The sequence below is a fragment of the Caulobacter sp. FV1ye6ST genome, assembly GCF_058681225.1.
In genome coordinates this window covers 2,366,860-2,379,025 of the sequence record NZ_CM178733.1, presented here as the reverse complement: position 1 = coordinate 2,379,025, position 12,166 = coordinate 2,366,860, and the positions used below count along the sequence as shown (strand labels likewise).

The 12,166-nt window shown below is 67.2% G+C and carries 9 protein-coding genes and 1 riboswitch; of the genes, 3 read left to right on the top strand and 6 right to left on the bottom strand.

Going from position 1 to position 12,166, the window contains the following annotated elements:
• Nucleotide 1 precedes the first annotated feature (1 nt).
• Nucleotides 2-1,954, bottom strand: a complete 1,953-nt coding sequence (locus ACW175_RS11685; RefSeq protein ID WP_492104623.1) for a TonB-dependent receptor plug domain-containing protein — start codon at nt 1,952-1,954, stop codon at nt 2-4.
• A gap of 148 nt (nt 1,955-2,102) precedes the next feature.
• Nucleotides 2,103-2,293: riboswitch (cobalamin riboswitch) on the bottom strand.
• A 36-nt stretch (nt 2,294-2,329) separates the two neighbouring features.
• Between ACW175_RS11685 and cobU the strand changes: the two genes are divergently transcribed.
• From cobU to mazG, 3 genes are all read left to right on the top strand, one after another.
• Nucleotides 2,330-2,848: a bifunctional adenosylcobinamide kinase/adenosylcobinamide-phosphate guanylyltransferase gene (gene cobU / locus ACW175_RS11680; RefSeq protein ID WP_492104622.1), complete on the top strand. Its 519-nt coding sequence runs from the start codon at nt 2,330-2,332 to the stop codon at nt 2,846-2,848.
• 801 nt (nt 2,849-3,649) lie between these two features.
• Nucleotides 3,650-5,062 carry an MFS transporter gene (locus ACW175_RS11675; RefSeq protein ID WP_492104621.1) on the top strand — a complete coding sequence of 471 codons (1,413 nt, stop codon included), beginning with the start codon at nt 3,650-3,652 and terminating at the stop codon, nt 5,060-5,062.
• Nucleotides 5,019-5,858, top strand: coding sequence for a nucleoside triphosphate pyrophosphohydrolase (gene mazG / locus ACW175_RS11670; RefSeq protein ID WP_492104620.1), 840 nt, complete (start codon nt 5,019-5,021; stop codon nt 5,856-5,858). Before ACW175_RS11675 ends, mazG begins: the two co-directional genes overlap by 44 nt.
• Nucleotides 5,859-5,879: 21 nt before the next feature.
• Here mazG and hflX read toward each other — a convergent pair whose 3' ends face one another.
• The 5 genes from hflX to ACW175_RS11645 all read right to left on the bottom strand — a co-directional run bounded on the left by hflX (nt 5,880) and on the right by ACW175_RS11645 (nt 12,127).
• Nucleotides 5,880-7,217 carry a GTPase HflX gene (gene hflX / locus ACW175_RS11665; RefSeq protein WP_492104619.1) on the bottom strand — a complete coding sequence of 446 codons (1,338 nt, stop codon included), beginning with the start codon at nt 7,215-7,217 and terminating at the stop codon, nt 5,880-5,882.
• Between the two features lie 12 nt (nt 7,218-7,229).
• A complete protein-coding gene (gene hfq / locus ACW175_RS11660; RefSeq protein ID WP_013079113.1) occupies nt 7,230-7,478 on the bottom strand; it encodes an RNA chaperone Hfq in 249 nt (82 codons plus the stop codon).
• A 156-nt stretch (nt 7,479-7,634) separates the two neighbouring features.
• Nucleotides 7,635-8,498, bottom strand: a complete 864-nt coding sequence (locus ACW175_RS11655; RefSeq protein WP_492104618.1) for a D-amino-acid transaminase — start codon at nt 8,496-8,498, stop codon at nt 7,635-7,637.
• The gene (gene ntrX / locus ACW175_RS11650) at nt 8,499-9,887 is read right to left on the bottom strand and encodes a nitrogen assimilation response regulator NtrX (RefSeq protein ID WP_099577821.1); all 1,389 of its coding nucleotides are present in this window, start codon (nt 9,885-9,887) and stop codon (nt 8,499-8,501) included.
• Complete coding sequence (locus ACW175_RS11645) at nt 9,884-12,127, bottom strand: sensor histidine kinase NtrY-like (protein ID WP_492104617.1); 2,244 nt, start codon at nt 12,125-12,127, stop codon at nt 9,884-9,886. Before ACW175_RS11645 ends, ntrX begins: the two co-directional genes overlap by 4 nt.
• Nucleotides 12,128-12,166: the final 39 nt, after the last annotated feature.

The following is a 12,166-nucleotide window of genomic DNA, read 5'->3' as shown; positions in this document are numbered from 1 at the left end:
CCTAGAACCGCGCCCGCAGGCCCACGAAGGCCCCGCGTCCCGGCGTCCCGTAGTTCAGGATGGTCTGGTAGTCCTTGTCGAAGGCGTTCTCGACCCGACCGAAGATCTCGAGGGTCTCGTTGATCGGATAGGCCGCGCGCAGGTCGACCAGGGTGTAGTCCTTCACCACCTGGGTGTTGGCGTCGTTGTTGTAGGTCTTGCCCACATAACGCACCGCCACCGTCGTGGTCAGGCCCACCGGCCAGCGATAGGCGGCCGACAGGTTGCCCATGTTCTTCGGACGGCGGGTCAGCTGCTTGCCCTTGCTGGCGCCCGAGTCGGACTCGGCGTCGGTGTAGGTGTAGTTGCCGGTGATGGTCAGGGCCGAGACCGGCTTGACCTCGCCGATCAGCTCCACCCCTTGCGCCTTGGTCTTCTGGACATTGTCGTAATAGCCGAACCGGAACGCGCCGTTCGGATTGCACAGGACAGTCGTCGAGCCCGAGGCGCACGAGAAGAAGCGGATCTCGTTGTCGGCCTCGCGGTGGAACCAGGTGGCCGAGGCGCGGGCCTTGCCGCCGAAGAAGCGCTGCTCGACGCCGGCGTCCCAGCTGTCGAACTTTTCCGGCGACAGGGTGAGGTTGCCGTACTCGCTGTAGAGCTCGTAGAGGCCCGGGGCGCGGAAGCCCTGGCCGAAGCTGGCGCGAAGGACGGTGTCGCCCTCGTTCAGCGCCCAGGCGGCGGCGACCTGCCCCAGGGTGTGCGAGCCATAGGTGTCGTGATCCTCGTGGCGCAGGCCGCCCGTCAGGGTCAGGCCCTTGACCGGCTCGACCTGCAACTGGCCGTAGAGGCTGTCGACGCCGACGCGGCCGGTGCTGAACGCGGGGTTCGGCTTGGCGACTGTCGGCGAGCGCGTGCGCATGCGGGCCTTCTCGGTCTCGGCGCCGAAGGTGGCGGTCCAGATGTCCGAGATCGCGAACACGCCCTGGTATTCGAAGCGCTTGTTCTTGCCGGCGGCGTCGAAGGTCAGCGGCGCGGCCGGACGGGCCGGATTGATGTTCTCGCGGTCGGTGTCGGTATAGGCGTAGCCGAGGCGGTTGTTCCAGCGGCCGTCCAGCAGGGCGAAGTTCAGGCCCGTATAGACGACCAGTTCCTCGGTGCGGCCGAACTCGGCGCTGTCGACGTTGAAGCCGTCGAAGTCGTTCTTGCCCTTCGAATAGACCGACCGGACTTCGGCCGAGACGTTCTCGGCCAACGCCACGCGCACGCGGCCCGACAGACCGGTGTTCTGGTAGCCGTCCTTCTCCTGGCCGAGCTTGTAGGCCGAGAAGCCGTCGGTGGTGTAGTAGCCGCCGGCCAGGCGCCAGGTGATCTTTTCCGAAGCGCCGCCCACGCCGGCCCGCAGGTAGCCGGTCTTGCGCGCGCCGCCTTCGGCCTCGATCGAGCTGGTGAACGGGACGGTGGGATCGGCGGTGACGATGTTGACCACGCCGCCGACGGCCTGGCTGCCCCACAGGGTCGACTGGGCGCCGCGCAGCACCTCAATGCGCGCGATGTCGCCGATCAGCAGGTTGCCGCTGTTGAAGCCGCCTTGGGTCGAGGACGGGTCATTCAGCTTGACGCCGTCGATCAGCACCACGGTGTGCTGGGTCTCGGCGCCGCGGATGTTGAGGCTGGTGGCCGTGCCCGGCCCGCCGTTGCGGGTGAAGCTGACGCCCGGCGTTTGGGCCAGCAGCTCCGTGACCGAGATGGCCTGGCTGGCCTCGATGGCGGCCTGGGTCAGCACGGTGACCGACGCGCCGACCTTCTCGATCGGCTGGGCGGTGCGGGTGGCGGTGACGATCAGTTCGGCGACGCCATTGGCGCCGACAGCGCCGGCGACATCGGCCTCGGGGGCCTTCTGCTCGTCGGCAAGAGCGGAACCAGACACAAGGAGGGTTGCGAGCGCGGTGGAGCTCAGGAACGTTCGGATCATGTTTCAATCTTCCCAGTTGAACGACCCGCGCGGCTGACCGCGGCGCACCCGCCAGCTGGAAAGCCACGCGTACGCCCCGGACCGTCGCGCGGCCCTTTGACTGTCGTTTCGCGGGAGATCCCGTTCGTTCGGCGCACCCCGGCCGAGCGATGAACGACTGCGCCGGGCAGGTCTCCTGGCTCACGGGTCATCGCTCTTGGCGTCGCCTTCCCAGGGTCGAAAAGACCCCAGTGGCATGTGACGCTAGAACTCGCCGCTTACAGTTGCGGGGGCAGCCGAGGTCTTGAACCTCGTTCCCTTTTAATCCTCTTTCGAGGAGCCTGGTGCGGGGGCAGCCCTATAGACTGCGCCGCTTACGGTCAATGTGGAGCTTCCATGACGTCGATCCTGGTGCTGGGCGGGGCCCGTTCCGGCAAGAGCGCCTTCGCCCAGAAAGCGGCGGAAAACGCCGTCTTGTCGGGTTCGCCGGTGCTGATCGCCACCGGCCAGGCCTTCGACGACGAGATGGCCGAGCGCATCGCCCGCCACCAGGCCGACCGCGGCGAATCATGGAGGACGGTGGAGGCGCCCCTGGCCCTGGCCGAGGCGATCGCCGCCCTCCCCGCCGAAGCGGTGGCGGTCGTCGACTGCCTGACGCTGTGGCTGTCGAACCTGATGCTGGACGAGCGGGACGTCGAGGCGGCGGCGACCGCCCTGGCTGAAGCCATCGTCGCCTGCCCTGCCCGCCTCTGGCTGGTCAGCAACGAGGTGGGGTTGGGGATCGTGCCGGAGACGCCGCTGGGGCGCCGCTTCCGCGACGAGGCGGGACGGCTGCACCAGCGGCTGGCCCAGGCCGTGGACGAGGTCTATTTCATCGCCGCCGGTCTGCCGCTGAAGCTGAAGCCGCAGGGGTGAATTCCCGTCGATGTGCGAGATCTGAATCCCTCTCTCTTTGAGAGAGGGAGGGGCCCGCGCCGCAGGCGTGGGAGGGTGAGTGGTTAGGCGAAGCCGGTTGAAGGTTCGCACATGTTGCTGAATTTTCTGGATTTATCGGCAGGCGGTGTAACCACTCACCCTCCCATGCTTCGCATGGGCCCCTCCCTCTCTCTAAGAGAGAGGGTTTGGGTGGCGCACGAGCATTCGCCGCGCTGCGTCCCCCGTCCCAAAACCTGTCGTACAGTCTTCCCACCTCGTCGCGAGGAAAGGGCGCATGGCCAGCGACCGTTGCGGCGACGTGGGGCGATCGAGCGGGCGCGCTCGTCGGCGCGGGCTCAAGGCGACTTGGGTCCGCAACTGCACCATCCCCGAGGTAGTCGACCCTGGAACACAGAAACGACGGTGGATGCGGGCCGAGGAGAGCGACAGGGGAGTCGAAAGGCTCCTGACCGGGACCAGGCTTCGCGGCCTGGCCCGCCCGTCGGAGGCTTCAAGGGCGTCGAGGTGCGAACAGCATCGCGGCGTCACGCTTCCGGATAACGACCGCGCGGAGCGTCGGGCTTCGTCGAAACGGTATTTCTATTTTCCAACTCCGGACGCTGTCCGGCGCTCCGCGTCCCTTTCCACACCTTCAGCGGGCAGCCGCGTGAAGCGGCGGCGCCGTGCGTCGTAAAAGGAAGAGGCTGGCGCTCGGCGGACAATGCTCGCACACTCATTCAAACGGTCGTTCAGCGGCCTTGGTGTCCGAGCGCGGCCAACAGCGCGGGGAGGAGTAAAGAGATGTCCGAGAGCCCATCAACTCAACGACGGTCTTCGTGGGCCCTGGCGGCCTTCGCCTCGCCCAATATCCCGATCGCGGCGCTCGGCCTGCCGCTGGTCGTGTACTTGCCCGAATTCTATGTCAGCACCATCGGGCTCTCGCTGGCGGCGGTCGGCGCGGCTTTCCTCTTCGTGCGCCTGATCGACATCTCCCTGGATCCGTTCCTGGGCGGGATCATGGACCGCACACGCACCAAGCTCGGACGCTTCAGGCCCTGGCTGCTGGGCGGCATGCCGGTGGTGGGAATCGGAGCCTTGGCCCTGTTCATGGGCCAGCCTGGCGCCAGCGCCTTTTATCTGTGGGGCTGGCTTCTGCTCACCTATGCCGGCTATTCGATGGTGGTGCTGTCGCACACCGCCTGGGGCGGCGTGTTGTCCAGCGACTATCAGCAGCGCTCTCGGATCTATGGATGGTGGCAGGCCGGCAACATGGTCGGCATGATTCTGGTCTTGTGCTTGCCGCCGCTGCTGGTGGGCGTCTTCAAGACCGACCAGGCCGAGGGCGTACGCGCCATGGGCTGGTTCATCGTCGCCCTGCTGCCGATCACCATCCTGATGGCCGTTCGCGTCGTCGGCGAGCCCGCCGCGCCGGTCGTGCGGCACGCGGCCGGCATCAAGCAGTATCTTGCGCTGCTGCGCCGTCCGTCGGTGCGCATGCTGCTGCTGGCCGACTTGCTGATGGGCCTGGCGCCGGGCATCGCCGGGGCGCTGTTCCTGTTCTTCTTCGAGCGGGTGAAGCACTTCGACAAGACGCAGTCGGGCGTGCTGCTGTTGATCTATTTCCTGGCCGGCCTGCTCAGCGCGCCGCTTTGGCCCTTGCTGGCCAAGCGCATCGGCAAGCACAGAGCCCTGTCCGTCGCGGCCGTGATCTACGCCATCGTCCAGGTCGCCACCGTGTTCACGCCGGTCGGCAATTCCGGAATCGGCACGCTCGTCCTGATCCTGGCCGGCATCCCCTACACGGCCGCGCCGGTGCTGGTGCGCGCCATGATGGCCGACATCGGCGACGAGGAGAGGCTGACCAGCGGCGTTGACCGGACCGGCCTGCTTTACGCCATCCTGACCGGCACGGTGAAGCTGGGCTACGCCCTGGCGATCGGGGCCTTCCCCGTCCTGCAATGGATGGGTTTCGACCCCAAGGTTCCGACCGTCGCCGGCGACAACGCGTTGATCGCCATGTACGCGGTCGTCCCGGCCACGATGGGACTGGTGGTCGCCGCCGTCATGTTGCGCTATCCGCTGGATGCGACCCGCGTCGCCGAGATTCAGCGCCAGCTCACGGCGCGGGATGCGGCCGAGGGGGACGCCCCCGCAGCGGAGCCGGAAGCCCATGTCCTCCCCCAGCAAGTCCCCGCCCCTGGCCCCGCCGAATGAAGGCGAGGATGGCCACCCGATCTTCCGCCTGGTCGAGATCATGGCCAAGCTGCGCGATCCGGATGGCGGCTGCCCATGGGACCTGGAGCAGACCTTCGCGACGATCGCGCCCTACACGGTCGAGGAGGCGTACGAGGTCGCCGACGCCATCGAACGCAACGACCTGCCGGAGCTGCGCGACGAGCTGGGCGACCTGCTGCTGCAGGTGGTGTTCCATTCGCGGATGGCCGAGGAACAGGGCGCTTTCGACCTGAAGGACGTGGCCGCGGCCATCTCCGACAAGATGATCCGCCGGCATCCGCACGTGTTCGGCGACCACGCCTATGAGGACCTCTCGGCCCAGGTCGCCGGCTGGGAGGAACTGAAGGCCCAGGAGCGTAAGGCCAAGGCCAAGACCGGGGTGCTGGACGACGTGCCGGCGGGGCTGCCTGCCCTCACCCGCGCCGTGAAGCTGACCAAGCGCGCGGCCCGCGTCGGCTTCGACTGGCCCTCGGCCCGCGAGGTGCTGGACAAGCTGCGCGAGGAAACCGCCGAGATCGAGGTCGAGATAGAGGCCGGCGACATGGCCAAGGCCCGCGAGGAGCTGGGCGACATCCTGTTCGTCTGCGCCAACCTGGCTCGCAAACTGGACGTCGACCCCGAGGACGCCCTGCGCGCCACCAACGCCAAGTTCGCTCGCCGCTTCGCCTTCGTCGAGGCGGGCCTGGCCGAGCGCGGCAAGACGCCCGACCAGTCCGATCTGGCGGAAATGGACGCCCTGTGGAACGACGCCAAGGCGGCCGAGAAGAAGGGCTAGTCGACCTTCTAGTCGCCCATTTTAGTCAACAGTCCCGACGAGGGCGCCAGGATATTGGCGCTCGAACCGGCCCAGCGCCTGACTGTCGAGCCGGGTGACGATCATGACGTCGCCGTCCGGACCGTCGTAGCGGTTCAGCACCCGGCCGTTGCGATAGATCCAGGCGATGGCCTGGCCATCCTGGGCCTTCAGCTGGATCTCGACGGGCGGCGAGTCGTCGATCAGGCCGCTGATCCGCCGCAGAAGGGCTTCGCAACCCTCGCCCGTGACGGCCGAGACGGCCGAAGCTTCCTTGCGGCGGGCATGACCCTCGACGACCTCGCGGTCGTCTTCGGAGAGCAGGTCGACCTTGTTCCAGACCTCGACGACGGTCTTGCCCTCGTCGAACGTCACGCCCAGTTCGGCCAGCACGGTCTGGACGTCGCGGGCCTGGGCCTCGCTGTCAGGGTTGGCCACGTCGCGGACGTGCAAGACCACGTCGGCCTCCTGCACCTCCTCGAGGGTGGCGCGGAAGGCCTCGACCAGTTCGTGCGGCAGGTCGGAGATGAAGCCGACGGTGTCGGACATGATCGCCGGCCGCCCGTCGGGCAGCTTCACGGTGCGCAAGGTCGGGTCCAGCGTCGCGAACAGCATGTCCTTGGCCAGGACCTCCGCCTCGGTCAGGCGGTTGAACAGCGTGGACTTGCCGGCGTTGGTGTAGCCGACCAGGGCGACGGTCGGATACGGAACCTTCTTGCGGGCGCTGCGGTGCAGGGTCCGCGTGCGGCGCACCTCCTCCAGCTCCTTCTTGAGCTTGAGAATGTTGTCGCGGATCAGCCGGCGGTCCAGTTCGATCTGGGTTTCGCCAGGGCCGCCGGTGTTGCCCGTGCCGCCGCGCTGGCGCTCAAGGTGGGTCCAGGTGCGGACGAGGCGTGAGCGTTCGTATTCGAGCCTGGCCAGCTCGACCTGCAGACGGCCTTCACGGGTTCGGGCCCGGCGGGCGAAGATCTCCAGGATCAGCCCGGTGCGGTCCACGACCTTCACCTCCAGCGCCTTCTCGAGGTTGCGCTGTTGGATCGGCGTGAGCTGATCGTCGAAGACGGCGACGTCGATGTGCTCGACCTCGCAGATCACCGCGAACTCCTCGATCTTGCCCTTGCCGAACAGGGTCGCCGGCGTGACGGCGCGCAAAGGCGCGATCACGGTCTCGACGACGTCGAGATCGAGTGCGATCGCGAGGCCGACGGCTTCCTCGAGCCGGGCCTTGGGATCCCGGGCCTCGAGGGCCGCCTGGCCGCGCAGCTGCCGCGCCGGATGGATGACGAGCGCCTTCAGGATCGGCGCGGCGTGGTCAATCGACCTGGATGTGGATTTGGACAAGCGTCTCTAAATTCAGTCGTCGGAGTCGGCGCTGGGCTCATAGAGCTGAACAGGCTGAGCCGGCATGATGGTGGAAATGGCGTGCTTGTAGACCAGTTGCGACTGGCCGTCGCGACGCAGGAGAACGCAGAAATTGTCGAACCAGCTGACCACGCCCTGCAGCTTCACGCCGTTGACCAGGAAGATGGTGAGCGGCGTCTTCGACTTGCGCACGCTGTTCAGGAAGGTGTCCTGAAGGTTTTGCTTCTTTTCGGCGGACATCGGGGGTTCCCCTCTCATTGTTATCAGGGGGCAACACGCCCCCCACACAAACAAGGCCATGCTAGAGGATTTTTCGCCGAAAGCGACAAGCGCGCAGGGAAAATTTCCGCAAGACCGCGCGGCCCAAAGGCGCGTCGATCGAATATCGCTCCGATCTCAGACGGCTTTTTGGCGCGCCAGCTCGATATAGGAACGCCGCAGGCCGATCGCCACCGGCCCCGGCGCTCCGTCGCCCAGCTTGACGCCGTCGACCTGGGTGATCGGCGTGACCAGCGAACCGGCCCCGGTGATGAACGCCTCCCTGGCCGCCTGGGCCTCGGCGATCGTGAAGGGCTTTTCGCTGAACGGCAGGCCGGTCTCGCGGATCACCTCCAGAAGGGTCGAGCGGGTGATGCCGCGCAGGATGTTGGCGTTGGTGTCGCGTGTGCGCAGCATGCCCTCGGCGTCGATGATCCAGGCGTTGGACGAGGCGCCTTCGGTGACGAGACCCATGTCGTCGACGAACCAGGCCTCGATCGCGCCGCGCTCGCGGGCCGCCTGCTTGGCCAGGGCGTTGGGCAGCAGGCCGATCGACTTGATGTCGCAACGGCCCCAGCGGTTCTCGGGAACCGAGATCACCGACGCGCCCTTGGCGGCCTTGGCCTCGGTGGCGGCGCGGTCCAGCGACTTGGCGGTGATCACGATCGAGGGCGGGACGGCCGGGTTCGGGAAGGCGTGGTCGCGCTTGGCGACGCCGCGGGTGATCTGGATGTAGCAGAGCCCTTCCTTGACCTTGTTGCGACGCGCGGCTTCCCGCAGCACCAGGGTCAATGACGCCTCACTCATCGGATGGGCGATGCGCAGTTCGTCGAGGCTGCGCCACAGGCGGGCGAAGTGTCCTTCGGCGTCGGCCAGCTTGCCGTCAAACACCGCCCAGACCTCGTAGACGCCGTCAGCCAGTTGATAGCCGCGATCCTCGATATGCACGGCGGCCTCGCCATGACGCACGAAGCGGCCGTTCACATAGGCGAAACGCGACATCTACTCTTCCTCCTCCGCCCGGGCGCCGGCCACGCCCAGGGACTTCAGCTTCCGGTGCAGCGCCGAGCGCTCCATGCCAATGAAATTGGCGGTGCGCGAGATATTGCCGCCGAACCGCAGGATCTGGGCGTTCAGATATTCACGCTCGAACAGCTCGCGGGCCTCGCGCAGCGGCAGGGCGATGATCCGTTCGGCTCCGATCGCCCCAGCATGGCCGGCGCTTGGCTGGTCGGCGCCGGCCAGCATATCGGCGGTGATCACCTCGCCCGGCTCGCCCGAGGCCAGGATCAGCATGCGCTCGACGTTGTTGCGCAACTGGCGGACATTGCCCGGCCAGGTCTGCACCTGCAGCGTGGCGAGCGCATCCTCGCCCAGCTTGCGGCGCGCCAGGCCGGTGGCCTCGCTGATCTTGTCGACGAAGTAGGCGATCAGCTCGGGAATGTCTTCGCGACGTTCGGCCAAGCCAGGCACGCGGACCGGCACCACGTTCAGCCGGTGGAACAGGTCTTCACGGAAGCGACCGCTGGTGATCTCGTCACGCAAGTCCCGAGAGCTGGACGAAATCACCCGCACGTCGACCTGGACGTCATTGTCGCCGCCAACCCGGCGGAAGCGCTGCTCGACCAGAACCCGCAGGATACGGCCCTGCGTCTCGCGCGGCATGTCGGCCACTTCGTCGAGATAGAGGGTGCCGTTATGGGCGCGTTCGAACACGCCGATCTTGCGCGGACGACCGCCCTCGCCTTCCTCGCCGAACAGTTCGACGTCGAGGCGCTCTGGGGCCATGCCGGCGGCGCTGACCGCCACGAATTCCTGTTTGGCCCGGGTGCTTGCCCCGTGGATCAGGCGCGCCACCAGTTCCTTGCCCGAACCCGGCGGGCCCGAGACCAGGATGCGGCTATTGGCCGGCGCCACCTTGAGGATCAACTGCCGTAGAGCCTGGGCCGGCGCCGACTTGCCGATCAGGCCGTCCGGCGTCAGAGTCTGGGTTCGCAGGCGACGGTTCTCGCGGCGCAGCCCGGCCGCCTCCAGCGCCCGCTCGACGATCATCAGCAGGCGGTCGGACTTGAACGGCTTTTCCAGGAACTCGTAGGCGCCGCGCTTGATGGCGCTGACCGCGGTCTCGATATTGCCGTGGCCCGAGATCATGATCACCGGCAGGTCGGCGTCCAACCCCTTGACCATGTCCAGCAGCTCCAGGCCGTCCATGCCGCCGCCCTGCATCCAGATATCCAGCACCAGCAGCGCCGGCTTGCGGGCCCGGATCGCGGCCAGGGCCTGGTCGGAGTCGGCGGCCGTGCGCACCGCATAGCCCTCATCCTCCAAAATGCCGGCCACCAGCTCGCGGATGTCGGCTTCGTCATCGACCACAAGAACGTCGGCGCTCATATCATCTCCTCAGCGCCGCTACGGATAGCGGCGTGCAGTCGTACGGTCGTCGGGAATTTCAGGATCACGCGGGCTCCGGGGAGCTCGCGTGCGTCGATCAGGGCCAGGCCGCCGCCATGGTCCTCCATGATCCGCTTGACGATGGCCAGGCCCAGGCCTGTCCCCTTCTCGCGGGTGGTCACATAGGGTTCGGTCAAGCGATCTCGGTCCTTGGCGGGCAGACCGACACCGTTGTCCTCGATCGTCACGCACAGCTCGTCGGCGTCCGCGCCGAGGATCGCCGTGATGCGGCCCTTCAGGTCGGGATCGGCGAGGCGGCGCGCGCCCACGGCCTCGCCGGCGTTCTTCAGGATGTTGGTCAGAACCTGACCGATCATTCGCTCGTCGCACGTGATCCAGACGTCCTCGCCGCCCGGCTCCTGCAGCTTGACCTCGATCTCGGCGTCCTGGAACCGCTGGGCGAAGACCGCCTGGCGTAGCATTTCGGTCAGGTTGGCCGGCTCGAAGCGCGGCGCCGGCATGCGGGCGAAGGCGGAGAACTCGTCGACCATCCGGCCAATGTCGCCGACCTGGCGGATGATCGTCTCGGTGCAACGGTCGAAGGTCTCCAGGTCGCTGGCGATTTCCTTGCGGTATTTGCGGCGCAGGCGCTCGGCCGAAAGCTGGATCGGGGTCAGGGGGTTCTTGATCTCGTGGGCGATGCGACGCGCCACGTCCTTCCAGGCGGCGTTGCGCTGGGCGGCCATCAGGCGGGTGATGTCGTCGAAGGTCAGGACGAGGCCCTCGGCCACGTGGCCGGCGGCGCGGACCCGCAGGCGGCGGGTCTCGCCCTCGCGCTGGATGTCGACCTCGACGTCGGTGTCGGGGCGGCTTTCCTGCAGCGCCTCCATCACCGTCTCGAACTCGGGCGCCAGCTCAATGAGGTCGGTCCCAAGGGCGCCGTCGGGCAAGCCGAGCAGGGTCACGGCGCGGCGGTTCACCGCCGACACCTTGCCGTGCTCGTCCAGACTGACGACGCCGGCGCTGACCCCGGACAGCACCGTCTCGATGAACAGGCGTCGGCTCTCGGCGTCGAGGCTGGCGGCTTTCAGCGCGGCCTGCTGCAGTTGCAGTTCGCTGGTCATCATGTTGAAGGCGTTGGACAGCGCCCGGATTTCCTCGGGGCCAGTGTCGGCCTCCACCCGGGCGTCGAGGTCTCCGCCGGAGACGCGACCGGCCGCCTCGACCAGGCCGGCCACCGGACCGGCGATCGAGTTGGCGGCGGCTATGCCGACCCAGATGGCGGCCACCAGAACCAGCAGCGCGGTCTCCAGGTAGCTGAGGCCGAAGATCGCCTGGATTCGTCCGCGGCTGCGCTCGGCGTCGCGATACGAGACCAGGGCGTCCTGGGTCTCGATCAGGTGGGTGAGAATGCCCTTCTCGATCGGCCGGACGACATAAAGATAGGCATCCTGAAAGCCGTTCAGCTTGTACAGAGCCCGGAATAGATCGGTCGAGACGAAGCGCTGGGCGGTGACTTCGCCACTGTCGGTGGCTTGGTAGCTGGACGGCGGCGGCGCCAGGAAAGGCGGAGCGTCCCGCAACTCGGCACGCGCCAGGACGCGGCCGTCACGGTCGAGAATGTAGGCGGCGGCGAAGCCGTTGTTCTTGGTTTCGTCGGCCAGGAAGTGTCCGAACGCCACCGGCGAATGGGCCAGGGCCGGAGCGGCCTCATTCAGGTTGGCGGCCATCGGGCCGATGTGTTCAGAGATGTAGTTCTTCTGCTGTTCGACGTAGGAGATGGCGACCTTGGCCGAGTTGCCGACGACGGTCTGGACGCGTTGGCTGAACCAACCGTCCACACCCCTGTTGACCAGCACGCCGAAGAACAGCGCGACGATCACCGCCGGGGCCACCGCCGCCAGCGAGAACAGACCGACGAAGCGCAGGTGCAGACGGGCGCCGGCGTCGCTGGCCCGGGCGTCGATCAGGTCATAGAGGCGCAAGCCCACCACGGTGGCCACGCCCAGGATCAACACCAGGTTGAAGCCCAGCACCACCAGGATGACCGTCGAGGCCGTGCTGATCGAATCGGTCTTGGGCGGCGACGAGGCCAGGGCGACGCTAGCGACGGTCAGGATCACCGCCAGGGCGTAGGCGCCGCCCGTCAGGTAGCGCGACCGCAGGAGTTCCCGCCACCAGGCCCGGCTGAACCGGGTCGGCGGGTCTTCCGATCCTGTCGCGTAAGCCACTGAAGACATCGCCGACGAGTTTAGGAGCGTGTGTCCTAAATTCAACAG

Excerpts from the sequence above, each read along its gene's own strand:
- ACW175_RS11685 (WP_492104623.1), bottom strand. The coding sequence starts at position 1,954 with ATGATCCGAACGTTCCTGAGCTCCACCGCGCTCGCAACCCTCCTTGTG.
- mazG (WP_492104620.1), top strand. The coding sequence starts at position 5,019 with ATGTCCTCCCCCAGCAAGTCCCCGCCCCTGGCCCCGCCGAATGAAGGC.
- ACW175_RS11675 (WP_492104621.1), top strand. The coding sequence starts at position 3,650 with ATGTCCGAGAGCCCATCAACTCAACGACGGTCTTCGTGGGCCCTGGCG.
- cobU (WP_492104622.1), top strand. The coding sequence starts at position 2,330 with ATGACGTCGATCCTGGTGCTGGGCGGGGCCCGTTCCGGCAAGAGCGCC.
- hfq (WP_013079113.1), bottom strand. The coding sequence starts at position 7,478 with ATGTCCGCCGAAAAGAAGCAAAACCTTCAGGACACCTTCCTGAACAGC.
- ACW175_RS11645 (WP_492104617.1), bottom strand. The coding sequence starts at position 12,127 with ATGTCTTCAGTGGCTTACGCGACAGGATCGGAAGACCCGCCGACCCGG.
- ACW175_RS11655 (WP_492104618.1), bottom strand. The coding sequence starts at position 8,498 with ATGTCGCGTTTCGCCTATGTGAACGGCCGCTTCGTGCGTCATGGCGAG.
- ntrX (WP_099577821.1), bottom strand. The coding sequence starts at position 9,887 with ATGAGCGCCGACGTTCTTGTGGTCGATGACGAAGCCGACATCCGCGAG.